Here is a 25,245-nt window from a genome sequence, read left to right as displayed (position 1 = left end):
ATCAGCGCCCGCCGTGAGCATTGCCGGTGCGCGCCGCATGGTCGTCGTACGCGCGGCGCAGCGTGCGGTCCGCGCGTTGCATCAGCCCGATGTAGACGACGATCAGCACGAGGTACACGAGAATCGCGCCCTGCGCGCCGACATAGAACGGCAGGCTGAAGCCGGCGAACCGGACCCCGGCGAGCGCGGGCCCGAAGAACGGCACGATGAACGACACCGAGAAACCGATCGCCATCAGCACCGCGATCAACGCGACGTTGAAGCGCCAGTAGCGCGCGTGGGCACGCGCGAGCGGCTCGGGAACGGGCGGCGGCGCGACAGGCGCCGGACGGGGCGGAACGGTCATGCCGTTATTTAGCAAAAAGCCCCTGCGCGGACAATCGGGATTGCCGCGCAGGGGCTCATGCGCGCGTGGCGCACGACAAGTGAGATCAGCGCACTTCGGCGAGCTGATCGAGGATGGCCGGATTCTCGAGCGTGGACGTGTCCTGCGTGATCGCTTCGCCCTTCGCAAGCGAGCGCAGCAGGCGCCGCATGATCTTGCCCGAGCGCGTCTTCGGCAGGTTGTCGCCGAAGCGGATGTCCTTCGGCTTCGCGATCGGCCCGATCTGCTTGCCGACCCAGTCGCGCAGCGTCTTCGCGAGCGCCGCCGCCTCCTCGCCCTCCGGACGCGAACGCTTCAGCACCACGAATGCAACGACCGCCTCGCCCGTCGTGTCGTCCGGCCGGCCGACCACGGCCGCCTCGGCAACCAGCTCGTGCGACACCAGCGCCGATTCGATCTCCATCGTGCCGAGCCGGTGGCCCGACACGTTCAGCACGTCGTCGATCCGGCCCATGATCGTGAAGTAGCCGGTGTCCTTGTCGCGCACGGTGCCGTCGCCGGCCAGATAGAGCGTGCCGCCGAGTTCTTCCGGGTAATAACTCTTCTTGAAACGCTCCGGATCGCCCCAGATCGTGCGGATCATCGCGGGCCACGGGCGTTTGACGACGAGGATGCCGCCCTGACCGTTCGGCACGTCCTGGCCCGTCTCGTCGACCACGGCCGCCATGATGCCCGGCAGCGGCAGCGTGCACGAACCGGGCACGGTCGGCGTCGCGCCCGGCAGCGGCGTGATCATGTGGCCGCCCGTCTCGGTCTGCCACCACGTATCGACGATCGGGCAGCGCTCCTGGCCGACGTGCTTGTGGTACCACATCCACGCTTCCGGATTGATCGGTTCGCCGACCGTGCCGATAATGCGCAGGCTCGACAGGTCATAGCTCTTCGGATGCACCTTGTCGTCGGCGTCGGCCGCCTTGATCAGCGAACGGATCGCGGTCGGCGCGGTGTAGAACACGCTGACCTTGTGGTCGCCGATCATCTTCCAGAAACGGCCGGCGTCCGGGTAGGTCGGCACGCCTTCGAACACGACCTGCGTGCCGCCGCACGCGAGCGGGCCGTACGTGATGTACGTGTGACCGGTGACCCAGCCGATGTCGGCCGTGCACCAGAACACGTCGGTCGGTTTCCAGTCGAAGGTCCACTTCATCGTCTGCGCGGCCCACAGCAGGTAGCCGCCGGTGCTGTGCTGCACGCCCTTCGGCTTGCCGGTCGAGCCCGACGTATACAGGATGAACAGCGGATGCTCGGCGCCGACCCATTCCGGCTCGCAGCGGTCGGCTTCGCCGTCCACGATCTCGTGCATCCACAGGTCGCGGCCGGCATGCCAGTCGATCTTGCCGCCGGTGCGGCGATAGACGATCACGCTCTTCACCGCTTCGCAGCCGCCCATCGCGATTGCCTCGTCGGCGATGCTCTTGAGCGGCAGCGTCTTGCCGCCGCGCGCCTGCTCGTCGGCGGTGACGAGCGCGACCGCGCCGACGTCGACGAGCCGTTCGTTCAGCGATTTCGCGGAGAAGCCGCCGAACACGACCGAGTGCGTCGCGCCGATGCGCGCACAGGCCTGCATCGCGACGATGCCTTCGATCGACATCGGGATATAGATGACGACGCGATCGCCCTTGCCGATCCCGCGTTTTTTCAGCGCGTTCGCGAAGCGCGACACGCGCGCCAGCAGATCGGCATAGGTGACGCGCGTGACGGTGCCGTCGTCGGCCTCGAAGATCACCGCGACGCGCTCGCCGTTGCCGGCTTCGACGTGCCGGTCGAGGCAGTTGTACGACGCGTTCAGCTCGCCGTCGTCGAACCACTTGTAGAACGGCGCATTGCTCTCGTCGAGCACCTTGGTGAACGGCTTGTGCCACGCGAGGCCCTCGCGCGCGAGACGCGCCCAGAAGCCTTCGTAATCGCGCTCGGCCTCGGCGACGAGCGCGCGATAGGCCGGCATGCCGGAAATGGCCGCCGCCTGCTCGAGCGCCGCGGGCGGCGCAAACTGGCGGGTTTCGTGAAGAACCGATTCAATCGCAGACATCGACAACCCCTTGGTGAACATGAATCCTCTGCATGGCGGCGCGATCGTGCGCGCCGCGCGTCTTGGCCGGCGCATCCGCGCCGCTGTCTCCCACCCACCCGCACGCGGCCGCGAAGGCTGCGCGCGATGCTGCACCGCACCACGTCACACGACGATGAACGTGCGGCGCGGCAATTTCCACGATAAGCGCTCCAACTTACCCGTCACTTACGCGGCATGGCCGTTTCGCACGCCGGGCGGCGCTTTGCGCTGTAACGACCGCGACCCTACAATCCTAACTGAACTCGCCCCCCGGATTCCAGCTTGAATCGCTACGCCCTCTTCCTCATCCTGTCGATGCTGTTCGTCGGCAGCAACGTCGGTATCGGTAAATCCATCGTTGCATTCGTCCCCGTCGCCATCCTCGCCACGCTGCGCTTCGTGATCGCGATCGCCGTGCTGTGGCCGCTGTTCAGCCCCGTGAAGATGCGCGCGGTCAAGCGCGGCGAATGGCTGAACCTGTTCCTGCAGGCGTTCTTCGGCACCTTCATGTTTACGCTGCTGATGCTCAACGGCGTGCAGCGCACGAGCGCGGTGGCGGCCGGCGTCATCACGAGCACGATCCCGGCGATCGTCGCACTGTTCGCATGGCTGATCCTGCGCGAGAAACCGAACGGCCGTGCGCTCGTGTCGATCGCGCTCGCGATCGCCGGCGTCGTGACGATCAACCTCGCCAACGGCAGCGCGGCCGCACACGGCGCCCACGGCGACGCATCCGGCTCGCTGACCGGCAACCTGCTGATCCTCGGCGCGGTGTGCTGCGAATCGATCTACGTGATCCTGTCGCGCCGGCTCACGCAGACGCTCGCACCGATCGACATCTGTGCGTACACGCACCTGTTCGGCCTGTTCCTGATGCTGCCGCTCGGCGCGACGGCGCTGTGGCATTTCGATTACGCAAGCGTGCCGGCCGGCACGTGGGCGCTCGTCGTCTGGTATGGCCTGTCGGCCAGCATCTTCTCGTTCTGGTTGTGGATGAAAGGCATCCGGCACGTGCCGGGCAGCCTCGCCGGCGTGTTCAGCGCGGTGCTGCCGATCGCCGCGGCCGCGTACGGGATCGCATTCCTCGGCGAGCGCCCGACGCTCGCGCACGGCATCGCACTCGCGTGCGTTGTCGCCGGCATCGTGCTCGCGAGCCTGCGCGCAAAACGCGTGCCGGCAGCCGCATCCTGATCGGTCCCCGCCAGTGCCGGCGCGTCGCTGCAGTCGCGCCGGCCGACGCGTTACAATAGCGCGCCTTTTCAAGATTACCCCCGATACCTGCGCACCGCGCCCGCACCGCCATCATGTCCGCCCCGCATTCGCCCGGCCACCCCGCCCGTCGCCCGCTTCGCCCGCTTCCCGCGCTGATTTTCATGAGCCGCTGGCTCCAGGTTCCGCTTTACCTCGGCCTGATCGTCGCGCAGGCCGTCTACGTGTTCCTGTTCCTGAAGGAAGTCTGGCACCTGCTGTCGCACGCGGCCGGCCTCGACGAAGTCAGCGTGATGCTCGCGGTGCTCGGCCTGATCGACGTGGTGATGATCTCGAACCTGCTGATCATGGTGATCGTCGGCGGTTACGAAACGTTCGTATCGCGCCTCGGCATCGAAGGCCACCCCGACGAGCCCGAATGGCTCGACCACGTGAACGCGGGCGTGCTGAAGGTCAAGCTGTCGATGGCGCTGATCAGCATTTCGTCGATCCACCTGCTGAAGACCTTCATCAACCCCGACCAGCACACGACGCACGCGATCATGTGGCAGGTGATCATCCACGTGTCGTTCCTCGTGTCGGCGCTCGTGATGGCGTGGGTCGACCGCCTGACGACCCACACGCACCCGGCCCATTTCCACGAGACGCATGCGCCCGTCGCGGCCGCGTCCCGCCAGCCGGCCGAAGCAGCCGTCAACGCATAAAACGCATTCCCCACTGTCCTCACAGAGTCTCAGCCATGACCGTCATCAAACAGGAAGACCTGATCCAGAGCATCGCGGATTCGCTGCAGTACATCAGCTACTACCATCCGCTCGACTACATCCAGGCCCTCGGCCGCGCGTACGAGCTGGAAGAGAGCCCGGCCGCGAAGGACGCGATCGCGCAGATCCTCACGAACAGCCGCATGTGCGCGGAAGGCAAGCGCCCGATCTGCCAGGACACCGGCATCGTCACGATCTTCGTGAAGGTCGGCATGGACGTGCGCTGGGACGGCGCGACGATGGGCCTCACCGACATGATCAACGAAGGCGTGCGCCGTGGTTACACGCACCCGGACAACGTGCTGCGCGCGTCGATCGTCAACCCGCCGGAAGGTGCCCGCAAGAACACGAAGGACAACACGCCGGCCGTGATCCACTACGAGATCGTGCCGGGCGACAAGGTCGACGTGCAGGTCGCGGCGAAAGGCGGCGGCTCGGAGAACAAGTCGAAGTTCGTGATGCTGAACCCGTCCGACTCGATCGTCGACTGGGTGCTGAAGACGGTCCCGACGATGGGCGCGGGCTGGTGCCCGCCCGGCATGCTCGGGATCGGCATCGGCGGCACGGCCGAGAAGGCGATGCTGATGGCGAAGGAATCGCTGATGGAGCCGATCGACATCCAGGAAATCATCGCGCGCGGCCCGAAGGACTGGGTCGAGGAGCTGCGCGTCGAGCTGCACGAGAAGGTCAACGCGCTCGGCATCGGCGCGCAGGGCCTCGGCGGCCTGGCGACCGTGCTCGACGTGAAGATCATGGCCGCACCGACGCACGCGGCATCGAAGCCGGTCGCGCTGATCCCGAACTGCGCGGCCACGCGCCACGCGCACTTCGTGCTCGACGGCTCGGGCCCGGCCAAGCTCGAAGCGCCGTCGCTCGACGCTTGGCCGAAGGTCCAGTGGGAACCGAACACGGAAACCAGCAAGCGCGTCGACCTGAACACGCTGACGCCGGAAGAAGTCGCGAGCTGGACGCCGGGCCAGACGCTGCTGCTGTCGGGCAAGATGCTCACCGGCCGCGACGCCGCGCACAAGCGCATCGCCGACATGCTCGCGAAGGGCGAGAAGCTGCCGGTCGACTTCACGAACCGCGTGATCTACTACGTCGGCCCGGTCGATCCGGTGCGCGACGAAGTGGTCGGTCCGGCCGGCCCGACGACGGCCACGCGCATGGACAAGTTCACCGAGACGATGCTCGCGCAAACGGGCCTGATCTCGATGGTCGGCAAGGCCGAGCGCGGCCCGGTCGCGATCGACGCGATCAAGAAGCACAAGGCGGCCTACCTGATGGCGGTCGGCGGCGCGGCCTACCTCGTGTCGAAGGCGATCCGCGGCGCGAAGGTGCTCGCATTCGAAGACCTCGGCATGGAAGCGATCTACGAATTCGACGTGCAGGACATGCCGGTGACGGTCGCCGTCGATTCGTCGGGCACGTCGGTGCACCAGACCGGTCCGAAGGAGTGGCAGGCGAAGATCGGCAAGATCCCGGTCGCAGCCGCTTAAGCGCGATCGCACGAAAGGCCGGACGGGAGTCCGGCCTTTTTGCTTCCCGTTCTCATTATTGTGTGCAGCCGGTTCTTCAAGGCTGATTCTCATTACACGCAAAAGGCAGGCCCGACAAGGCTTCGAGGCTTGGCTTTTCTCGTTCGAGCGATTATCGTTCGGTTTCTGAAGCCCCACTGAACAAGGAACAGCCATGCAAGGCGACAAGAAAGTCATCGAATATCTGAACGCCCAACTGAAGAATGAACTCACGGCGATCAACCAGTACTTCCTGCATGCGCGCATGTACAAGCATTGGGGCCTCGACAAGCTCGGCAAGCACGAGTACGACGAATCGATCGGCGAAATGAAGCACGCCGACTGGCTGATCGAGCGCGTGTTCATGCTCGACGGCCTGCCGAACCTGCAGGACCTGCACAAGCTGCTCGTCGGCGAGGAAACCGAAGAAATCCTGAAGTGCGACCTGAAGCTCGAGCAGATCTCGCAGGCCACGTGCAAGGAAGCGATCGCCTACTGCGAATCGGTTCGCGACTACGTGTCGCGCGAGATCTTCGAAAAGATCCTCGACGACACCGAAGAGCACATCGACTGGCTGGAAACGCAGATCGACCTGATCGGCAAGGTCGGCCTGCAGAACTACCAGCAATCGATGATGGGTTCGGCCGAGTAATCGCCCCGCCCGCCACCGCGCCGCCCGCATGACGATGACGAACCAGCCAGCCGCTCCCGCGATGCACGCCGCCCCTGTCGGAATCTTCGATTCGGGGCTCGGCGGCCTGTCGGTGCTGCGCGCCGTGCGCGCGCACCTGCCCGGCGAATCGTTCGTCTATACGGCCGATACGCGCTACATCCCGTACGGCGAACGCGACGACGCATTCATCACCGAGCGCACGCTCGCGATCGGCGAATGGTTTGTCCGTCAGGGCGCGAAGGCGCTCGTCGTCGCCTGCAATACGGCGACCGCCCAGTCGATCGCGGCGGTACGCGAGCATCTCGCAATCCCGCTCGTCGGCGTCGAGCCGGGCATCAAGCCGGCCGTCCAGCAGTCCGCGAGCGGCGTCGCCGGCGTGCTCGCCACCCAGGCGACGCTGCGCAGCGCGCGCTTCCAGGCGCTGCTCGAACGTCACGGTGCCGGCTGCCGCTTCATCTGCCAGCCGGGCCACGGGCTCGTGCAGGCAATCGAGAACGGCGACACGGGTTCGCCCGCGCTGCGCGCGCTGCTCGACAGCTATCTGCAACCGATGCTGGACGACGGCGCCGACACGGTCGTCCTCGGCTGCACGCACTACCCGTTTCTCACCGCAACGATTCGTGACATTGTCGGCGACCGCATGGCGATCATCGACACGAGCGACGCGATCGCGCTCCAGCTCGCGCGCGTGCTCGACCAGCACGGCCTGCGTGCGCCCGACGGCACGCCCGTCGCCTCGCCCCGCTTCTGTTCGACCGGCGACGGCCGGCAATTGCAGGCACTCGCGTCGACGCTGCTCGGCCTCGATGCGCCGGTCGAATCCGTCACCATTTCCTCGCCGAACGCGCGCGCCTGCGCGACCGCCTGACGCGGGCCGGCACACCCTCTCCCGACACGGCTGCGCCGCCCTCGCCGTTTCAAGGGTCCGATGACGTTAAAAAAAGCCCGACCCAGACTTGTCAACGTCAGCAAAATTAATGATAATAATTCGCATTACCGTTAGCTATCGCAACTCATCATGATCGTCTGCGTGTGCAAGTCTGTTTCCGATCGCAAGATTCGCGCGTCCCTCGCTGAGGGCGCGAACTCTTTCGACGAACTCCAGTTCGAGCTCGGCGTGGCCACGTGCTGCGGCAAGTGCGAGGAGTCCGTACGCGACCTCATGGCCGAGCAAGGCGTCTGCGCGAGCCGGTGCGGTGTCGAGCATCACGCTCACCCGATCCCGGTCACGTTCTACGAACGCAAGGCCGCCTGACCGGCGCCGAGTGTGCGCATGCGGCCCCGGCCGCATTTTTTGTTTTGACCGTCAGCAAGCCACCGTCTGCGCGAGCCAGCGGCTTACCTGCCAAGGAGCCTGTGATGGAATTGCTGATCGGATTCGTGACCACCGTTTGCATCTCGCTGCTGATCTTCCGCAAGTGATGCCGATTCACCCGCCGCGCCCCGGGTGCGACATCGTTCTTTCAAGCTAACATGCAGGCTTCGCATTCCGCTCCTGCCGGCGTCTTGCCGGCTGCACCACGTATGAATCCCCGAGTGATCGTCGTCGCGGTCGGTGTGCTTGCCGCACACGCGGTCATGCTGACGGCCGCCTGGCTCCATCGCAACGCGCCGCCGCCGAAATCGGTCGAGGTCCAGACGATCACCGCGCAACTCATCACGCCCGCACCGATCGCCCAGCAGGTCGCGGCCGAATCGATCCCGCAGCCCGCGCCGCCGAAGCCGGTGCCGCGCGTCAAGCCGAAGGTCGAGCCGAAGCCGGTGCCGAAAGCGGCAAAGCCGACGCTTCAGCCGGTTACGCAATCGCCGGCCCCGTCGCCGACACCTGCGCCGGCAGCCACCGATCCGACGCCCGCTCCGGCCGCGCCCGCTCCCGCAGCACCGGCCGCCGCGCCTGGCCCGGCTCGCGAGACGATGCAAGTCAGCGCGCCGAAGAACGTGCCGACGCTCCAATGCAACTTCGTGAAGCCTGACTACCCGTCGATGTCGCGCCGCCGCGGCGAGTCGGGTACGGCCTACGTTCACTTCGTCGTCGGCGTGACCGGCAAGATCGAAAGCATCGATCTGCAGAAGAGCAGCGGCTACCCGCGCCTCGACGATGCCGCACTCGACGCGATGCGTTCGACCACCTGCCGTCCGTACATCGAGAACGGCCAGGCGATCCGCGCCGCCCGCACACAGCCCTACAGCTTCGGGCTCACCGACTAACCTGCCTCATCCGGAAGATTCAAAGGAAACAAAAAATGCAAAGCTACGGTATCGCGCACGTCTGGGCGCAAGGTGATTTCGTCACGCGCGCCATCGCGATCACGCTGCTCGTGATGTCGGTCCTGTCGTGGATCGTGATCGTCATCAAGGGCTGGAACGTGATTCGCCTGAACCGCCTCACGAAGAACGCCGAACAGGCGTTCTGGCATTCGGACAATTTCGACGACGGCGTCAAGAAGCTCGGCCTCGCCGCATCGACGCCGAACGACAACCCGTTCCTCGCACTCGCGCTGTCGGGCAAGGAAGCCGCCGATCACCACCACCAGACGCAACCGCACCTGCACGACCGCATGGACGTGTCGGACTGGGTCACGCGCTGCCTGAAGGACACGATGGACGAAGGCATCTCGCGCATGCAGAGCGGTCTCGCGATCCTCGCATCGATCGGCAGCACGGCGCCGTTCGTCGGCCTGTTCGGCACGGTCTGGGGGATCTACCACGCACTGCTCGCGATCGGCGCAACCGGCCAGACGTCGATCGACCAGGTCGCGGGCCCGGTCGGCGAATCGCTGATCATGACGGCCTTCGGCCTGTTCGTCGCGATCCCGGCCGTGCTCGGCTACAACGCACTGACCCGCGCGAACAAGGGTGTCGTCAGCAAGCTGCGCCGCTTCGCGCACGGCCTGCACGCGTACTTCGTGACGGGCGCGAGCCTCGCATCGTCGTCGACGCGCGACGGCCTGCGTCTCGCGACGCGCGCCAGCTGAGGCGAGGTGAACCATGGCAATGAACACCGGTTTCAGCGACGATGACGACGATGCCGTGATGAGCGAGATCAACATGACGCCGCTCGTCGATGTCATGCTCGTACTCCTTATCATTTTCCTCGTGACGATCCCGGCGATGCAGCATGCGGTGAAGATCGACCTGCCGCATGCCAGCAGCCAGCCCGTCGACGAAAAACCGCAGACGGTCGACGTCGCGATCCAGGGCGACGGCACGATCCTGTGGGACGACCACACGGTCACGCGCGAACAGTTGCAAGCGCGCATCGCGGAAGCGGCGAAACGCACGCCGCAGCCGGAGTTGCATCTGCGTGCGGACCGCAAGGTTGCATACGAGCATGTGGCCGAAGTGATGTCGGATGCGCAGGCCGGCGGCCTGACGAAGCTCGGCTTCGTAACGGAGCCGGGCGCGAAAGCGAAGTAACGCACCTCGCGGGGCGCACCTAGCTAGCCGGCCGTCCCCAACCTGGCGTCCCTAGCCTGCCGCCCCCAAAAGTAAAAGGCCTTCATCGCCAGATGAAGGCCTTTTTTCATGCGCACGCGGGCGCCTTCGGGCGGCGGGCTCTTCGGCGGTATCGGTTGCGCCTCGAGCAACGCAAATGCGGCTACCGTGGTCTGCACGGACTGCGCGTTCTGCCCTATCTGGCTCACAATATATGCGGCCACCTGATTTCGCTCAGAAACTTCCTTCACGAAATGGGATTTCAATATAGGCTCGCCCGCCCGCGCATTCAAGGTTCCGGCGATTGAAACTTGCGATTGCCGGCGACGCTTCAATGACAAAACAAATTTGCCTCGTCGTACGCGTCGTGTTCAGGTCGCCGAAGCATCGGCCGCCGCTTCCTTCTTTGCGCGCTCGGGACAACCCGGCTCCTTGTAGGCGCCGTGATCGAGCTTCTCGACCAGGTAGTCGACAAACGCACGCACTGCGGGCGGCATCCCCTGCCGCGACACGAACACCGCATACAGTTGCGGCACCGGCAGCGTCCAGCCCGGCATCACGGGCGACAGTTGGCCCGCGCGCAGCGCGTTGCCGTACATCATCTCCGGCAGCGCCGCGATGCCGAGGCCGTCGAGCACGGCCTCGCGGATCGTCATCAGGTCGGCCGTCACGAGCCGCGGGTCGTGCTCGTGCACATGACGCGTACCGTCCGGCGCGATCAGGTTGAACACATGCCGCCCGTCGACGCTCGGCGTATCGAGCGTCTCGAAGTAAGTCAGGTCGTCCGGCACCAGCGGCGGCGCATTCTGGCTCAGCAGGCTCGGCGCGCCGACCAGCATCTGCTCGGTGCGCCACAGCGGCCGCACGACGATGTTGGCGTTCTGCGGCGGCTCCGAGCGAACTCGCAGCGCGACGTCGACCGAATCCTCGAACAGGTCGATCACGCGGTTCGTCACTCGGACGTGCACCTTCACCTCGGGATAGCGGCGCAGGAATTCGGGCAGGATGCGCGACAACATCGTCTGCGACAGCGTGACGGGCACGCTGACACGCACCGAGCCGCGCGGCGACGCGCGCAACTGCTGCACCGCGTTCATCGCGGCCCGCGCTTCGGCGAGCATCGCCTGGCAATGCTGGTAGAACAGCTCTCCCGCCTCGGTCAGCGCGAGCTTGCGCGTCGAGCGCTGCAGCAGGCGCACGCCGAGCGCCGCCTCGAGCTCGGTCAGGCGCCGCGACAGGCGCGATTTCGAGATGCCCAGCACGCGCTCCGCAGCCGAGAAACCGCCATGTTCGACGACCTGCGAAAAGTACATCAGGTCGTTCAGGTTATGCGCATCGATATTCATGTCATCGTTCCAATTTCAGAACAATCCATTGCGAACCGCCGCAAATCGAACGGTTAAACGCCCAATATAATAGCGCTATGTTTCAAAAATAACGCTATTCCGATGATTTCGAGGGCTCCCGTATGACGACCGCTCGCTCGCTTGACCGCACATACCCCGCGCTTCGCACGACCGAAGGCGGCGGCTTCGTGGTTCACCGCCCGTTCCCGACCCGGCTGCTGATGGATTTCGATCCGTTCCTGCTGCTCGACGAAATGGGGCCCGTCGATTACGCCCCCGGCGAAGCCGTGGGCGCGCCCGACCATCCGCATCGCGGCTTCGAAACCGTGACCTACGCACTCGACGGGCGTTTCCGCCATCGCGACTCGTCCGGCCATGCCGGCACGCTCGGCCCCGGCGACGTGCAGTGGATGACGGCCGGCTCAGGCGTCGTGCACAGCGAGATGCCCGATCCGGCGTTCGCGCAGGCGGGCGGCCGCTCCCACGGCTTCCAGCTATGGGTCAACCTGCCGCGCCGCGACAAGATGATCGCACCGCGCTATCAGGAGATCCCGGCCGACCGCATTCCGAGCGCGACGTCGCCGGACGGCCGCGCGCGCGTGCGCGTCATCGCCGGCGAAGCGTTCGGCGTCCGGGCCGCGATCGAGACGCGCACGCCGATCCTCTACCAGCATTTCACGCTGGAACCGGGTGCGACGGTCACGCAGCCCGTGCCGGCCGGCTATCGCGTGTTTGCCTATCCAATCGACGGAACGGGCCTCTACGGGCCCGACAGGCAAGCTGTCGATGCACGGCACATGATCGTGTACGGCGACGACGGCGACACGGTCACGTTCGCCGCCGGCGGTACGCCGCTCGACCTGCTGCTGATCGGCGGCGTGCCGCTCAACGAGCCGATCGTCCGCTACGGCCCGTTCGTGATGAATACCGAGGAAGAGATCCGGCAGGCCGTCGTCGACTACCAGACCGGCCGCATGGGTCGCATCGAAGCCTGACGCCCGATCGGGGGCGGCAGGTGCCGCGAAACGGATGGTTTTGCGTCACAATAACTTCTTGAACCATGTGGCCGCCCACCACCAGAAGGAATCCGTACCCTTGAACTTCGAACACCTGATCCAGATCAACTCCGACGATCCGGCCGTGCCGACCCTCACCCGCGACCAGCTCTGGGAAGGCCTCGTGCTGCGCGCCGAACAGCCGCAGCTGTTCGTGCTCGGCCTCGATAGCTGCGTCGTCCACGAACGGACGGAAACGACGCTCGAACGTGAACTGCACTACGGCCACGCGACCGTTCGCGACCACGTCACGTTCACGCCGAACCAGCAGGTCCGCTACGACATCCGCGCGGCCGATGGCGAGATCGGCGGCTCGCTGACGATGACGATCGAGGAGCGCGAAGACCACGAGCTGTTCCTGCGTTTCGAATACCGCACGACGCTGACCGTCTCGGACGACAGCGAAGAAGCTCGGCAGACGCACGGAATCGTCAAGGAAGCGTACCGCACGTCGGATATCGACACGGTCCGCCTGATCCGTGAATACGCACAGGGCCGCAAGGACCCCGATCCACTGCATTGAACCCGGTGGCGGCCTGCCGGCCGCCCTTTGACTCAAGCTATCAAGTTCACCGTCCCGATCGATAAAGAGTTTTTGTAAATGGGAATAGTTATCATTTAGAATTCATTCCATCGTATCGACAGTCACCGATCAACCGAATGACCGACACCATGCGCCCGACCACGCTGACCTTGCGCCGCACGACCGGCACCACAGGCAGCAGCCGTCAAAAGACGGCAGCGGTCACGACGCCGGCGAAACCCGCCGGCAACCGCGATGCAGGCACGCGGGTCGTCAGCAGCGATGCGCTGCTGCAAGGCCACAGCCACATCAGCATCGCGCATAACGGAGAGACCTATCAGTTGCGTGCCACACGGCTCGGCAAACTGATCCTGACGAAGTAACGACCGAGTATTGTGGGGACCACCTCCCTGAGAGGTGTTGGGCATTAGCCAGCGTAACGGCTTGCACGCGAGATCTAGACCCCTTCGTGCAAACACACTCAAGCAGCCGTTGCAGCAAGCCAAGCCACTTTTTTGGTTCTCGCACAAGGAAGAAAAAAAGCGACACGTCGAAGGACGTGTCGCTTTTTTGTTTGAGCAGCCAATGCGTGAAGCAAGCCGCCCGCGTTCGTTGTCGCTCAATGCATGCTGAAAGCTGAACCGCGCTTGTTTCCTCGCGGCTTCGCACCGCAGCCGAAGCCGCACACAAGCCGCTTCAGAAACCCCAGAACATCAACCACCATGCGCTGTCGACGACCGCAAGCCCGACGGCGAACCACGCGAATGCCGCGAGCCGGCGCGGCCAGGCCGCATAACGCCCGGTCACTTTCCACGCGAGCCACGCACTCCATGCGTTGGCGCCAACCAGGATCGCGATGCGCACGTCGGTCGCCCAGCCGAGCGGCACGTGTTCGGCGCGCAGCAACGACAACGTCGTTGCCGACAACCCAAGGAACACGCCCGCGCCCGCGATCGGGATCAGCGCCTGCGCGAGATGATGCAGCCGCACGCGATCGAAGCGGCCGAGCATCAGCGTGGCGCCGGCCAACAGCACCAGCAGCGCCGTGCCGTACACGAGCCCCGTGCCGACGATATAGCTGACGATCAGCCCGCCGTCGAGCCAGGAGAACACGTCGTTGCGATCCGGATAATGCGTGAGCAGGAACCAGGGCGCATTGGTTTCGAGCGGCCAGGTGATGTCACGGTCGATCAGCCAGCCCGCGAGCCATTGCTTGATCTGCACGAACCACGGACTGACGGTCCAGTGGAACGCGCCGATCGCGACGCCGAGCAGGCCGTACAGGATCAGCACGGTATCCCACGGGTTCGCCTGCTGCGCGCCAAGGTTCACGACCTCGTCGGACGGCGAGCGCGACGACAGCGAGATCGCATCGCGGTGCCCGCTGCAGCGGCCGCACATATGGCACGCCGCGGCGCCCTTCATGCTGCGCAACGGCACGAGCGGCGCGCAGTTGATCGGAATCACGCGATGGCCATGCTCGCCGTTCTTGTACGAACGGCGCCACGCATCCTCGTCGACCTTGTAGCGCATCGGCGCGAGCCGCGCGAGCAGCCCGAATACGCCGTTGACCGGACACAGGTACTTGCACCACACGCGCTTCTCGCGGCCGTACAGCACACCGATCACGATCGCGCCGACGGTCGAGCCGCCGAGCACGAACAACACCGCGAGCGGGTACTGGTACACGCTCACCATCTGCCCGTAGATCGTCGTGATCCCGAACGCGACGAACGGCCAGCCGCCCCACCGTATCCAGCGCGGAATCGGGCCGCCGCGACCGAACTTGCTCGCGTATTCGGTGAGGGCGCCTTCCGGGCACAGCACGCCGCACCAGACGCGGCCGAGCATCACCATCGACAGCAGCACGAACGGCCACCAGATGCCCCAGAACGCGAATTGCGCGATCAGCGTGAGGTTGTTCCATAGATGTGCTGAATCGTCCGGCAGCGGCAACACCGCCGGCACGATGATCAGGAACGCGTAGACGGCGACGACGCCCCACTGGATGCAGCGGATCAGCGCACCGTGGCGCTGCATCCACTGGCCGGCCTGCGCGAGCCAGCCCGGCTTGGCTGCGGCGACAACGCTCATGCCGTGCGGCCCGCTGCAACGGCCGGACGACGGCTCGCGCGCTTCATCAGCAGCCAGACAACCGCCCAGTACACCGCATAGGCGACCAGGTTGGTCAGTGCCGGGTGCGCGCGATAGCCGGTCAGCGTCGCGACGAGCGAGCCGAACGTGCCCGAATCATCGAGGATCGCGGACGTGTCCCACACCTGCGAGATGCCGAGCGGCAGGATTTCCTTGTCGATCAGCTTGTCGACGCCGGTCTGGAACAGGCCCGCGCCAAGGAACAGCAGCATCACTTCGGTGACGCGGAAGAAATGCCGCCACGAGAAGTATTTGCCGCCGAGCTGCAGCAAATAGAACGTGAAGAACGCGAGGCCGAGGCCGATCAGCACCGCGAGCATCTGGTTGCCGTCGACGTGGCCCGACTGGCCGAACCCGAGACCGTACAGGAAGATCACCGTCTCGCTGCCTTCGCGTGCGATCGCGAGCGCGACCAGCACGGCGACGCCCCACCAGTTCGAATCGCGCGTGCTCTGCTGCAGCGATTGCTCCATGTCGCGCTTCAGCGTGCGGCCGTGTCGGCGCATCCACAGCACCATCTGCACGATCAGCACGCATGCGATAAGCACCATCGCAGTCTGGAAGTAGTCCTGCGCGTCGCCGGACAGCACTTCGGTGAAACCGACCAGCGCGGCACCAAGGCCGACCGCCATCAGCAAGCCGACACCGACGCCGGCCCAGAGAAAAGGCAGGCCGCGGCGCGCGTCGTCGTCGCCGTTTTTCAGCCATGCATAGAGAATGCCGACGACGAGCAGCGCTTCGACGCTCTCCCGCCAGACGATGAACAAGATCTGACCCATCGATACCTCCTGACGCGCGGAGCAACGGACTGCTATGCCCGCGCGCAGATAAAACGCGTTACTTCGCGACGATCACGCCCTGTGCCTGCTGGTGGAAATCGTCGAAAAACTTGTATTCGCCCGGCGACAGCGGAGCGACGACCACGAACGAATCGGCGCCCGGCGCGAGCACCTTCTCCTTGCGCAGTTGCACGCTCTCGAATTCGGCCGCGCCCTTGCCGGTGTTCTTGATCTCGATCTTGAAACGCTGGCCGGCCGGCACTTCGATGCGGGCAGGATTCAGCTTGCCGTCCGCCATCTCGAGCTTGAACGTCGGCAGATCGGCAGCGTGCGCTGCGCCGGCAAGCCACAACGCAGCCGCTGCGGCGATGATTTTCTGGGGAATTTTCATTCTGGGTTCTCTACGCCGACGGCGCGCCGAAGCGCGCCGTTCGTGATGCCGCCGATCAGTAACCGCCCTTCTTGCCGATACCGGCGAACGGGAAGTCGTACTCGAGCGTAATGGGCTTGAACCATGCGCCCACGCCCGTTTCCTTGTCGACGTGACGGCCGAACGCCATGTGGCCCGACTGCATCGGCGGCTTGACGACCATCGTCAGGTGGTACTTGCCCGGGCCGTTCAGCTTCACGTTGTCGCCATAGTGCGGACCGTCGCTCGCGACCATGCCCATCAGGTCGCCTTCAGACTTCCACTTCGTGTCGCCCTGCTTCGTCAGCTTGTACGTGACCTGCAGATACGGCATCCAGTCGCCTTCGGCGAAACCCGTCGGGTTGTTCTTGACCGCATGGATGTCGGCCTCGAGGTGGATGTCGGAATCCGACGCCTTGCGCATCATCCCTTCCGGATCCATCGTGATCGGCTGCAGGTACACCGCGCCGATTTCCATGCCGCCCTGGATCTGCTGCTTGCCGATCGGATATTCGGCAGCCGAGGCCGACATCGCGGCAAGCGCCGCTGCTACCGCAACCGTCGTGCGGATGAACGAAGAACCCAACATGGACACTCCTTGTTATTTGTCTGACTATCTTGACGACATGCGGGCCGCCGCCGGGGCGGCTCGCTGAAAACACTAACGCAATGAAGAACGTTAATGCGAACAATTCTCAATAATTGTGGAGTTTAGCACCGAACCTGTTTCGGAACAAACCGGATACCGCGTAAACCCCTGATTCGACAAGGCTTACAGACCGGTTACTGACAGGTTTTGGTGACGTTTGGAAAGATTTACCGGCCGCCGCTGATGTGGTCGCCGACGTTTGCGCCGAACACGCGCTCGCGCAGCAGCGCAAGCTGGTCGCGCGTCGCGGCGGCCTTCTCGAATTCGAGGTTCTTCGCGTAGTCGGCCATCTGCTTCTCGAGACGCTTGATTTCCTTCGCGAGCTGCTTTTCCGACATGTCCTCGAATTTCGCGCGCTGCTGCGCTTCCTTCAGCTCCGCGCGCGCCTCGTCCGCGTTGTAGACGCCGTCGATGATGTCCTTGATGCGCTTCACGACGCCGCGCGGCGTGATGCCCATTTTCTCGTTGTGCGCGATCTGCTTCGCGCGGCGGCGCTCGGTTTCGCCGATCGCGCGCTTCATCGACTCGGTCATCGTGTCGGCATAGAGAATCGCCTTGCCGTTCACGTTCCGCGCGGCGCGGCCGATCGTCTGGATCAGCGAGCGCTCGGCGCGCAGGAAGCCCTCCTTGTCCGCATCGAGGATCGCGACGAGCGACACTTCGGGAATGTCCAGACCCTCGCGCAACAGGTTGATCCCGACCAGCACGTCGAACGTGCCGAGCCGCAGGTCGCGGATGATCTCGACACGCTCGACCGTGTCGATGTCGCTGTGCAGGTAGCGCACCTTGACACCATGGTCGGCCAGAAATTCGGTGAGCTGTTCGGCCATGCGCTTCGTCAGCACGGTGATCAGCACGCGCTCGCCGGCCTTCACGCGCGCGTTGATCTCGGTCAGCACGTCGTCGACCTGCGAGCTCGCCGGCCGCACTTCGATTTCCGGATCGACGAGCCCCGTCGGCCGTACGACCTGTTCCGCAACCTGCCCCGTCACGCGCTTCTCGTAGTCGGCCGGCGTGGCCGACACGAACACGACCTGACGCATCTTGCGTTCGAACTCGGGGAACTTGAGCGGCCGGTTGTCGAGTGCCGACGGCAGGCGAAACCCGTAATTGACGAGGTTTTCCTTGCGCGCGCGGTCGCCGTTGTACATGCCGTTCAACTGGCCGATCAGCACGTGCGATTCGTCGAGCAGCATCAGCGCATCGGGCGGCAGGTAGTCGACGAGCGTCGGCGGCGGCTCGCCGGGCGCCGCGCCCGAGAAATGCCGCGAGTAGTTCTCGATACCCTTGCAGAAGCCGAGCTCCTGCAGCATCTCGAGATCGAAGCGCGTGCGCTGCTCGAGGCGCTGCGCCTCGACGAGCTTGCCGTCGCGGTGGAAGAATTCGAGGCGTTCGCGCAATTCGTCCTTGATCGTCTCGACCGCGCGCATCACGGTATCGCGCGGCGTCACGTAGTGCGACGACGGATACACAGTGAAGCGCGAAATCTTCTGCCGCACGCGCCCGGTCAGCGGGTCGAACAGATGCAGCGTCTCGACCTCGTCGTCGAACAGCTCGACGCGCACGGCCATTTCCGCATGTTCGGCCGGGAAGATGTCGATCGTGTCGCCGCGCACGCGGAACGTGCCACGCTGGAAATCCTGCTCGTTGCGCGTGTATTGCATCGCGATCAGCCGCGCGATCACGTCGCGCTGGCCGAGCTTGTCGCCGGTGCGCAGCGTCAGGATCATCTGGTGATATTCGGACGGGTTGCCGATACCGTAGATCGCCGACACCGTCGCGACGATCACCACGTCGCGGCGCTCCATCAGGCTCTTCGTCGCCGACAGCCGCATCTGCTCGATGTGCTCGTTGATCGACGAATCCTTCTCGATGAACAGGTCGCGCTGCGGCACGTAGGCCTCAGGCTGATAGTAGTCGTAGTACGAGACGAAGTACTCGACCGCGTTGCGCGGGAAGAACTCGCGGAACTCGGCATAGAGCTGGGCCGCGAGTGTCTTGTTCGGCGCGAACACGATCGCCGGGCGGCCGAGCCGCGCGATCGTGTTCGCCATCGTGAAGGTCTTGCCCGACCCCGTCACGCCGAGCAGCGTCTGGAAGGCAAGGCCGTCGCCGATGCCTTCGACGAGCGTGTCGATCGCGGTCGGCTGGTCGCCTGCGGGCGGATACGGTTGATACAGCTGGAACGGCGACCCTTCGAAGGTGACGAATTTGGATTCGTCGAGCGCGTCGCCGACTTCGGCATGATGTTCGGACATGGAATGCGGCCGGAGCGAGGGCAAAGAAAGCATTCTAGCGCTTCGCGGCCGCGCGAACTGCTGTCGGCTCCTGACGCGCGACGGCCGCCCGAAATCGCGGTTCGCCGCCGAATCGCGCGCCCCCGCCAGCGCGAATTCGCTACAATGGCAGGCTGCTGCGCTTTCCGGCGTCGCGCCCGTTGGCGCGCGGTTCGCTGCGCCCGCCCCGCCGGCTGAAAGCCTGACCCTCTTTTCACTACTGCCGAATCATCATGTCGCTCTTCTCCGCTGTCCAGCTTGCTCCCCGCGACCCGATCCTGGGCCTGAACGAAGCCTTCAACGCCGATGCGCGTCCGACCAAGGTCAACCTCGGCGTCGGCGTGTATACGAACGAAGAAGGCAAGATTCCGCTGCTGCGCGCGGTTCGCGAAGCAGAGAAGGTGCGTGTCGAGGCCGGCCTGCCGCGCGGCTACCTGCCGATCGACGGGATCGCCGCCTACGATGCGGCCGTGCAGAAGCTGCTGCTCGGCAACGATTCGCCGCTGCTCGCAGCGGGCCGCGTGGTCACGGCCCAGGCACTGGGCGGCACGGGCGCACTGAAGATCGGCGCCGATTTCCTGCGCACCGTGAACCCGAACGTGAAAGTCGCAATCAGCGATCCGAGCTGGGAAAACCACCGCGCGCTGTTCGAAGCGGCCGGCTTCGAAGTCGTCGCGTACCCGTATTACGACGCCGCCACCAACGGCGTGAACTTCGAAGGCATGCTGTCGGCGCTGAACGGCTATGCGGCAGGCACGGTCGTCGTGCTGCACGCGTGCTGCCACAACCCGACCGGCGTGGACCTGACCGAAGCGCAATGGCAACAGATCGTCGACGTCGTGAAGGCGCGCAACCTCGTGCCGTTCCTCGACATGGCGTACCAGGGCTTCGGCGAGAACATCGAGGCCGATGCGGCCGCCGTGCGCCTGTTTGCTGCGGCCGACCTGAACGCGTTCGTGTCGTCGTCGTTCTCGAAATCGTTCTCGCTGTACGGCGAGCGCGTCGGCGCGCTGTCGATCATCACGTCGAGCAAGGAAGAAGCCACGCGCGTGCTGTCGCAACTGAAGCGCGTGATCCGCACGAACTACTCGAACCCGCCGACCCATGGCGGTGCGGTCGTCGCCGCGGTGCTCGCATCGCCGGAACTGCACGCTTCGTGGGTGCAGGAGCTCGGTGAAATGCGCGATCGCATCCGCGCGATGCGCAACGGCCTCGTCGAGCGCCTGAAGGCGAGCGGCGTCGATCGCGACTTCAGCTTCATCAACGCGCAGCGCGGGATGTTCTCGTATTCGGGCCTGACCTCGGCGCAAGTCGATCGCCTGCGCGACGAGTTCGGCATCTATGCGGTCGGCACGGGCCGGATCTGCGTCGCAGCGCTGAATACGCGCAACCTCGACACGGTTGCCAATGCAATCGCAGCCGTGCTGAAGTAACTCGGCACCGGCAGGCGGCAGCCGTCGCCGGCCCCGCCCTGCCCCGCCGAAATGAAAAACGCGCTCCCCGGAGCGCGTTTTTTTACCGTTCGACGCAGCGGGCGGCTACGCCGCTCGCGCCCGCGTTACTGCGCGTTACTGCATGAACCAGCCGTGACTGACGACGAACGACTGGCCCGTCAACGCAGCGCTCGGGAACGCCGACAGGAACAGCACCGTCTGCGCGACGTCCTGCACCGTCGTGAACACGCCGTCGACCGTGTTGCCGAGCATCACCTTCTTCACCACTTCCTCTTCGCTGATCCCGAGCTCCTTCGCCTGCTCCGGAATCTGCTTGTCGACCAGCGGCGTGCGCACGAAGCCCGGGCACACGACGTGCGAGCGCACGTTGTGCTTCGCGCCTTCCTTCGCGAGCACGCGTGCGAGGCCGAGCAGGCCGTGCTTGGCCGTCACGTATGCCGACTTCAGCGGCGACGCTTCGTGCGAGTGCACCGAACCCATGTAGATCACGACGCCACCGCGATCGTCCTTGTACATGTGCTTGAGCGCGGCCTTCGTCGTCAGGAATGCGCCGTCGACGTGGATCGCCTGCATCTTCTTCCAGTCGGAGAACGCGTAGTTCTCGATCGGGTTGACGATCTGGATGCCCGCGTTCGACACGAGGATGTCGACCGAGCCGAACGTTTCGGCGACCTTGTCGATGCCGCTGTTCACGGCTTCCTCGTTCGTCACGTCCATTGCAACGCCGATCGCCTTGCCGCCTGCCTTGACGATCTCGTCGGCGACCGCATTGGCGCCGTCCTGGTTCAGGTCGGCGATCGCGACAGCCGCGCCCGCTTTCGCGAGTTCCAGCGCAATTTCCTTGCCGATGCCGCTCGCGGCGCCCGTGACGACTGCGGTCTTGCCATTCAGATCTGCTGCCATGTCCGTCTCCTCCCGTTATCGGATCGATAAAACACGCGCCGGCCGCATCCGCTTTCATCGCGCGACGTACCGGCGGGCCAGCCGTCATTGTGCACGATCAGCCCCGCCGTTCGCGCGCAAAACGTCTAAGCTTAAGGTCGGTTCTGTCACGCAGGAGGTTCGCATGCACTATCGACGGCTAGGCCGTTCCGGCCTGCAGATCAGCGCGCTCTCGCTCGGCTCTTGGGTCACGTACGGCAACCAGGTCGACCAGCGGGTCGCGCGGGAATGCCTCGCCGCGGCACGCGACGCGGGTGTCAATTTCTTCGACAACGCCGAGGTTTACGCCGGCGGCAAATCCGAGGAAATCATGGGCCACGCGCTCAAATCGCTCGACTGGCCACGCATCAGCTATCTCGTGTCCACGAAGTTCTTCTGGGGGCTCGCGGAAGCACCGAACCAGTATCACACGCTGAACCGGAAATATCTGCTGAACGCGATCGACGGCTCGCTGCGCCGGCTGCAGCTCGATTATGTCGACCTCGTCTATTGCCATCGGCCCGATCCGAACACACCGATCGAGGAAACCGTCTGGGCGATGAGCGACATGATCGTGCGCGGCAAGGCGTTGTACTGGGGCACGTCGGAATGGAGCGCCGACGAGATCCGCGCCGCGTGCGAGATCGCCGAACGGCATCACCTGCACAAGCCGGTCGTCGAGCAACCCCAGTACAACCTGTTCCACCGCACGCGGGTCGAACGGGAATATGCGCGACTCTACGACGACTACGGCCTCGGCCTCACGACCTGGAGCCCGCTGGCATCGGGTCTGCTCACCGGCAAATATCGCAACGGCGTGCCGCCGGGCAGCCGCGCACAACTGCAGGGTTACGACTGGATGCGCGACCGCCTGACCGATCAGGCCAGCAACGACATCGTCGAACGGCTCGGCGGGATCGCGGTCGACCTCGGCTGCAGCACGGGCCAGCTCGCGATCGCGTGGGTGCTCGCGAATCCGCGCGTGAGCTCGGTGATCACCGGCGCATCGCGAATCGAGCAGATCGGCGAGAACATGCGCGCGCTCGACGTCGCCGCGAAGTTGACGCCGGATGTGAAGCAACGCATCGAGGAGGTGGTCGGCAACGCATACGAGTAAGGCGACTCACCGCCACTCGCGTACAATACGCGGCCGCATCGGCGCCCGGCCTGACAGCCGCGCCCGATCGACCGCTTTCATCGATTCACCTTCTGTTTCAGGCAGCCCGCCATGCTCAGTTATCGTCACGGTTTTCACGCAGGCAATCACGCGGACGTGCTCAAGCACGCCGTCGTCGTCCAACTGCTGCGCTACCTGAACAAGAAAGACAAGTCGTACTGGTACATCGACACGCATGCCGGTGCCGGCGTGTACTCGCTGCGCGACGGCTACGCGGCAAAGACGGCGGAATTCGACACCGGCATCGGCAGGCTGTGGAACGACAAGAACCTGCCGGAAGCGCTGGGCGATTATGTGGACGAAGTACGCGCACTGAACGACGACGGCGAACTGCGCTTCTACCCTGGTTCCCCGTATATCGCATGGCGATCGATGCGCGAACAGGACCGGATGCGCCTGTTTGAAATGCACACGACGGAAATCGACGTGCTGCGCCACAACTTCCGCGACGCCGGGCGACGCGCGATGATCTTCGCCGGCGACGGCTTCGAAGGCATCAAGGCGCTGCTGCCGCCGCCGCCGCGACGCGCACTCGTGCTGATCGATCCGTCCTACGAGGACAAGAAGGATTACGCGCGCACGGTAAGCTGCGTGACGGAATGCCTGAAGCGTTTCGCGACGGGCTGCTACGCGATCTGGTATCCGCAGGTCATGCGGACGGAATCGCAGCGCTTTCCCGAGCAGTTGAAGCGCCTGCAACCGAACAACTGGCTGCATCTGACGCTGACGGTATCGAATCCGCCTGCCGATGGACTAGGCCTCTACGGCAGCGGGATGTTCATCCTGAATCCGCCGTATACGCTTGCGCAAAGCATGAACGAGGCACTGCCCTATCTGGTCGAGGTGCTGGGACAGGATGGCGGCGCCCGTTGTCAGATCGAGCACCGCGGAAACTGACCGGGCGACCGGCCGTTACGGCTGCGGCCTCGGTGCGAGTCTCGGTTGGTTGGCCGGCGGTACACCCCAGCCTGGCACATTGATATAGGGTGCGACGAACAGCGGCACCGACGTGTTCGGCACTTGCCCGGCCGGAGCCCGCATGCCCGCCGGCTCGACGATCGGCTCGGAAGACAACGGCGCTGTCTGCAGCACCAGCCCGCCCTTGCCGTCCTGGATACCGCGCTGCGTATCGAGAATCAGCGGTTTGGACGAAGTCGCGGCACCGGCCGCGAAGCCATGGACAAGCATGGCCGCGCCCAGCACGAGACGCGCGCGGGCACTGCGACGCACATCGAGACGCAAACGCATGATCGTGTCCTTCACGGTGAAAAGCAGGTCCATACCATAGCGCTGCATCGTCGATTTCGCCAGATCCGGCGCACAAAAAAACAAAGCCCCGTCAACACGGGGCCTGCTTATCGGTCGGTGCCGTACGGCACCTGGCGGTGACTCGGATTACAGCGAGTAGCCATTGGTTTCGAGCGAGCGGATGCGGTGCTCGAGCTGGACGATGTCCGACGACGTGGCGAGGTAAGCCTCACGGCGCTCACGTTCTGCGGATTCGAACCAGTTGCTCAGCTTTTCGACGATGTAGGCGATCATGATGTTCTCCAAGGAAGGGGGACCCCTGGCGAATCGAAATTCAGGGATTTCCCGTATAGGGTATTCCCGAATTATAGCGACGCCGCACCAAGATGCCAGTGAAATACTTGCATGGAAACCATTCCAGTTTGGAATGGGCGCGCGCTCACCAAAGCTAACTCATTGATTTTTATAGAGGTTGAGCCGGGCGCCTATTTCGGGCCCTGAGCGCACGCACTAATCTGGTTCGCTGACGAGATCGGCCAGGCGCGCCAAAATCGGGCATTCGGGCCGTCCGTCACCATGGCAGTGCGCGGCCAGGTCGGCCAGCGTATCGCGCATGTCGCTCAGCTCCGCGATGCGCCTGTCGAGTTCGGCCACGTGCTCGAGGGCGATCGACTTCACCTCGGCGCTGGCGCGGGAGCGGTCTTGCCAGAGCATCAGCAGCTTGCGGATGTCCTCGACGAGAAAACCAAGCCGTCGCGCCTGACGGATGAAGCGCAGGACGTGGATTTCGTCCGCGCCGTAGATTCGGTAGCCAGCGTCGGTACGCTTGCTCGGCGCAAGAAGGCCGACCTGCTCGTAGTACCGGATCATTTTTGCGCTGACTCCGGATGCGCGCGACGCGTCACCGATATTCATTCCCCGCCCTCTCCATCAAGCCCCGGTTTCGAACGTGAACGTCGACGTATGCAATCGCCGACGACATTTCGATCGTACCAAATCACGCGGGTTCGTTCCGCGGTGGGCGCAGGTAGATGGAAGACGGCTGATCTCCGGCGGATGCCGACAGGATGCGATGATGGAGCACGCTACCTCTTGCCCGGCGCGCCCCACATTTCCGTCGCTGAAATGCAAAAACCCCCGCCTTGTGGGGCGGGGGTTTCTGGCTAAGGGAGCCTGACGATTACCTACTTTCACACGGGAATCCGCACTATCATCGGCGTA

28 protein-coding genes are annotated in these 25,245 nt (G+C 64.7%); 15 read left to right on the top strand and 13 right to left on the bottom strand.

Going from position 1 to position 25,245, the window contains the following annotated elements:
- Window position 1 precedes the first annotated feature (1 nt).
- Both ACNQQL_RS27030 and acs read right to left on the bottom strand, forming a co-directional pair.
- Entirely contained in the window at window positions 2-346 is a 345-nt protein-coding gene (locus ACNQQL_RS27030) for a DUF4212 domain-containing protein (RefSeq protein WP_347066960.1), read from the bottom strand.
- An 85-nt stretch (window positions 347-431) separates the two neighbouring features.
- The gene (gene acs, locus ACNQQL_RS27025) at window positions 432-2,414 is read right to left on the bottom strand and encodes an acetate--CoA ligase (protein WP_105391902.1); all 1,983 of its coding nucleotides are present in this window, start codon (window positions 2,412-2,414) and stop codon (window positions 432-434) included.
- Between the two features lie 303 nt (window positions 2,415-2,717).
- Here acs and ACNQQL_RS27020 point away from each other — a divergent pair, with 303 nt between their 5' ends.
- The 9 genes from ACNQQL_RS27020 (at window position 2,718) to ACNQQL_RS26980 (ending at window position 10,015) form a co-directional block, all read left to right on the top strand.
- Complete coding sequence (locus tag ACNQQL_RS27020; RefSeq protein ID WP_072445363.1) at window positions 2,718-3,626, top strand: DMT family transporter; 909 nt, start codon at window positions 2,718-2,720, stop codon at window positions 3,624-3,626.
- Between the two features lie 113 nt (window positions 3,627-3,739).
- Window positions 3,740-4,348 (top strand): TIGR00645 family protein, encoded by a 609-nt coding sequence (locus ACNQQL_RS27015; RefSeq protein WP_347066958.1) that lies wholly within the window; start codon window positions 3,740-3,742, stop codon window positions 4,346-4,348.
- A gap of 35 nt (window positions 4,349-4,383) precedes the next feature.
- Window positions 4,384-5,907: a fumarate hydratase gene (locus tag ACNQQL_RS27010; RefSeq protein WP_034183495.1), complete on the top strand. Its 1,524-nt coding sequence runs from the start codon at window positions 4,384-4,386 to the stop codon at window positions 5,905-5,907.
- Window positions 5,908-6,100: 193 nt separating this feature from the next.
- Window positions 6,101-6,577 carry a bacterioferritin gene (gene bfr, locus ACNQQL_RS27005; RefSeq protein WP_174382342.1) on the top strand — a complete coding sequence of 159 codons (477 nt, stop codon included), beginning with the start codon at window positions 6,101-6,103 and terminating at the stop codon, window positions 6,575-6,577.
- A gap of 28 nt (window positions 6,578-6,605) precedes the next feature.
- The gene (gene murI / locus ACNQQL_RS27000) at window positions 6,606-7,466 is read left to right on the top strand and encodes a glutamate racemase (protein WP_204423877.1); all 861 of its coding nucleotides are present in this window, start codon (window positions 6,606-6,608) and stop codon (window positions 7,464-7,466) included.
- 150 nt (window positions 7,467-7,616) lie between these two features.
- Window positions 7,617-7,853: a (2Fe-2S)-binding protein gene (locus ACNQQL_RS26995; protein ID WP_034183493.1), complete on the top strand. Its 237-nt coding sequence runs from the start codon at window positions 7,617-7,619 to the stop codon at window positions 7,851-7,853.
- 218 nt (window positions 7,854-8,071) lie between these two features.
- On the top strand, window positions 8,072-8,806 hold the full coding sequence (locus tag ACNQQL_RS26990; protein WP_347066954.1) for a TonB family protein: 735 nt from the start codon (window positions 8,072-8,074) through the stop codon (window positions 8,804-8,806).
- Window positions 8,807-8,841: 35 nt separating this feature from the next.
- On the top strand, window positions 8,842-9,573 hold the full coding sequence (locus ACNQQL_RS26985; RefSeq protein WP_131945917.1) for a MotA/TolQ/ExbB proton channel family protein: 732 nt from the start codon (window positions 8,842-8,844) through the stop codon (window positions 9,571-9,573).
- Window positions 9,574-9,586: 13 nt separating this feature from the next.
- Entirely contained in the window at window positions 9,587-10,015 is a 429-nt protein-coding gene (locus ACNQQL_RS26980; protein ID WP_006478310.1) for an ExbD/TolR family protein, read from the top strand.
- Between the two features lie 23 nt (window positions 10,016-10,038).
- Here ACNQQL_RS26980 and ACNQQL_RS26975 read toward each other — a convergent pair whose 3' ends face one another.
- Together ACNQQL_RS26975 and ACNQQL_RS26970 are read right to left on the bottom strand one after the other, a co-directional pair.
- Window positions 10,039-10,299 carry a hypothetical protein gene (locus tag ACNQQL_RS26975; protein ID WP_347066952.1) on the bottom strand — a complete coding sequence of 87 codons (261 nt, stop codon included), beginning with the start codon at window positions 10,297-10,299 and terminating at the stop codon, window positions 10,039-10,041.
- Window positions 10,300-10,404: 105 nt separating this feature from the next.
- Window positions 10,405-11,379 (bottom strand): LysR substrate-binding domain-containing protein, encoded by a 975-nt coding sequence (locus ACNQQL_RS26970; RefSeq protein WP_072445370.1) that lies wholly within the window; start codon window positions 11,377-11,379, stop codon window positions 10,405-10,407.
- Between the two features lie 122 nt (window positions 11,380-11,501).
- On the opposite strand from ACNQQL_RS26970, the gene ACNQQL_RS26965 reads away from it, so the two are divergent.
- The 3 genes from ACNQQL_RS26965 to hemP all read left to right on the top strand — a co-directional run bounded on the left by ACNQQL_RS26965 (window position 11,502) and on the right by hemP (window position 13,340).
- Entirely contained in the window at window positions 11,502-12,374 is an 873-nt protein-coding gene (locus ACNQQL_RS26965) for a pirin family protein (RefSeq protein WP_347066950.1), read from the top strand.
- A gap of 100 nt (window positions 12,375-12,474) precedes the next feature.
- Complete coding sequence (locus ACNQQL_RS26960; RefSeq protein ID WP_034183488.1) at window positions 12,475-12,957, top strand: SRPBCC family protein; 483 nt, start codon at window positions 12,475-12,477, stop codon at window positions 12,955-12,957.
- A 137-nt stretch (window positions 12,958-13,094) separates the two neighbouring features.
- On the top strand, window positions 13,095-13,340 hold the full coding sequence (gene hemP, locus ACNQQL_RS26955; RefSeq protein ID WP_072445372.1) for a hemin uptake protein HemP: 246 nt from the start codon (window positions 13,095-13,097) through the stop codon (window positions 13,338-13,340).
- A gap of 313 nt (window positions 13,341-13,653) precedes the next feature.
- On the opposite strand, the gene ACNQQL_RS26950 is transcribed toward hemP, so the two are convergent.
- From ACNQQL_RS26950 to uvrB, 5 genes are all read right to left on the bottom strand, one after another.
- Window positions 13,654-15,051, bottom strand: a complete 1,398-nt coding sequence (locus ACNQQL_RS26950; RefSeq protein ID WP_347066948.1) for a 4Fe-4S binding protein — start codon at window positions 15,049-15,051, stop codon at window positions 13,654-13,656.
- On the bottom strand, window positions 15,048-15,890 hold the full coding sequence (locus tag ACNQQL_RS26945) for an FTR1 family iron permease (RefSeq protein WP_072445374.1): 843 nt from the start codon (window positions 15,888-15,890) through the stop codon (window positions 15,048-15,050). Before ACNQQL_RS26945 ends, ACNQQL_RS26950 begins: the two co-directional genes overlap by 4 nt.
- Before the next feature lie 58 nt (window positions 15,891-15,948).
- Window positions 15,949-16,281, bottom strand: coding sequence for a cupredoxin domain-containing protein (locus tag ACNQQL_RS26940; RefSeq protein WP_072445375.1), 333 nt, complete (start codon window positions 16,279-16,281; stop codon window positions 15,949-15,951).
- 55 nt (window positions 16,282-16,336) lie between these two features.
- Complete coding sequence (locus ACNQQL_RS26935; RefSeq protein WP_347066946.1) at window positions 16,337-16,888, bottom strand: iron transporter; 552 nt, start codon at window positions 16,886-16,888, stop codon at window positions 16,337-16,339.
- 227 nt (window positions 16,889-17,115) lie between these two features.
- Window positions 17,116-19,206: an excinuclease ABC subunit UvrB gene (gene uvrB / locus ACNQQL_RS26930; protein ID WP_347066944.1), complete on the bottom strand. Its 2,091-nt coding sequence runs from the start codon at window positions 19,204-19,206 to the stop codon at window positions 17,116-17,118.
- 251 nt (window positions 19,207-19,457) lie between these two features.
- On the opposite strand from uvrB, the gene ACNQQL_RS26925 reads away from it, so the two are divergent.
- On the top strand, window positions 19,458-20,657 hold the full coding sequence (locus tag ACNQQL_RS26925; RefSeq protein ID WP_347066942.1) for an amino acid aminotransferase: 1,200 nt from the start codon (window positions 19,458-19,460) through the stop codon (window positions 20,655-20,657).
- Window positions 20,658-20,792: 135 nt separating this feature from the next.
- Here ACNQQL_RS26925 and ACNQQL_RS26920 read toward each other — a convergent pair whose 3' ends face one another.
- Complete coding sequence (locus tag ACNQQL_RS26920) at window positions 20,793-21,581, bottom strand: 3-hydroxybutyrate dehydrogenase (protein ID WP_347066940.1); 789 nt, start codon at window positions 21,579-21,581, stop codon at window positions 20,793-20,795.
- A 163-nt stretch (window positions 21,582-21,744) separates the two neighbouring features.
- Here ACNQQL_RS26920 and ACNQQL_RS26915 point away from each other — a divergent pair, with 163 nt between their 5' ends.
- Complete coding sequence (locus ACNQQL_RS26915; protein WP_347066938.1) at window positions 21,745-22,716, top strand: aldo/keto reductase; 972 nt, start codon at window positions 21,745-21,747, stop codon at window positions 22,714-22,716.
- Window positions 22,717-22,827: 111 nt separating this feature from the next.
- Window positions 22,828-23,673, top strand: a complete 846-nt coding sequence (locus ACNQQL_RS26910; RefSeq protein ID WP_347066936.1) for a 23S rRNA (adenine(2030)-N(6))-methyltransferase RlmJ — start codon at window positions 22,828-22,830, stop codon at window positions 23,671-23,673.
- A 15-nt stretch (window positions 23,674-23,688) separates the two neighbouring features.
- On the opposite strand, the gene ACNQQL_RS26905 is transcribed toward ACNQQL_RS26910, so the two are convergent.
- The 3 genes from ACNQQL_RS26905 to cueR all read right to left on the bottom strand — a co-directional run bounded on the left by ACNQQL_RS26905 (window position 23,689) and on the right by cueR (window position 24,939).
- A complete protein-coding gene (locus ACNQQL_RS26905) occupies window positions 23,689-24,057 on the bottom strand; it encodes a hypothetical protein (RefSeq protein WP_072445470.1) in 369 nt (122 codons plus the stop codon).
- 114 nt (window positions 24,058-24,171) lie between these two features.
- Window positions 24,172-24,318 (bottom strand): DUF3563 family protein, encoded by a 147-nt coding sequence (locus ACNQQL_RS26900; RefSeq protein WP_072445473.1) that lies wholly within the window; start codon window positions 24,316-24,318, stop codon window positions 24,172-24,174.
- A 216-nt stretch (window positions 24,319-24,534) separates the two neighbouring features.
- Window positions 24,535-24,939 carry a Cu(I)-responsive transcriptional regulator gene (cueR, locus tag ACNQQL_RS26895; RefSeq protein ID WP_347066933.1) on the bottom strand — a complete coding sequence of 135 codons (405 nt, stop codon included), beginning with the start codon at window positions 24,937-24,939 and terminating at the stop codon, window positions 24,535-24,537.
- Between the last annotated feature and the right edge of the window lie 306 nt (window positions 24,940-25,245).

Source organism: Burkholderia sp. LFS061 (genome assembly GCF_047978125.1).
Lineage (GTDB): Bacteria > Pseudomonadota > Gammaproteobacteria > Burkholderiales > Burkholderiaceae > Burkholderia > Burkholderia pyrrocinia_C.
Note: the sequence above shows the minus strand (reverse complement) of the source record. Positions and strands in the feature narration are given on the sequence as shown.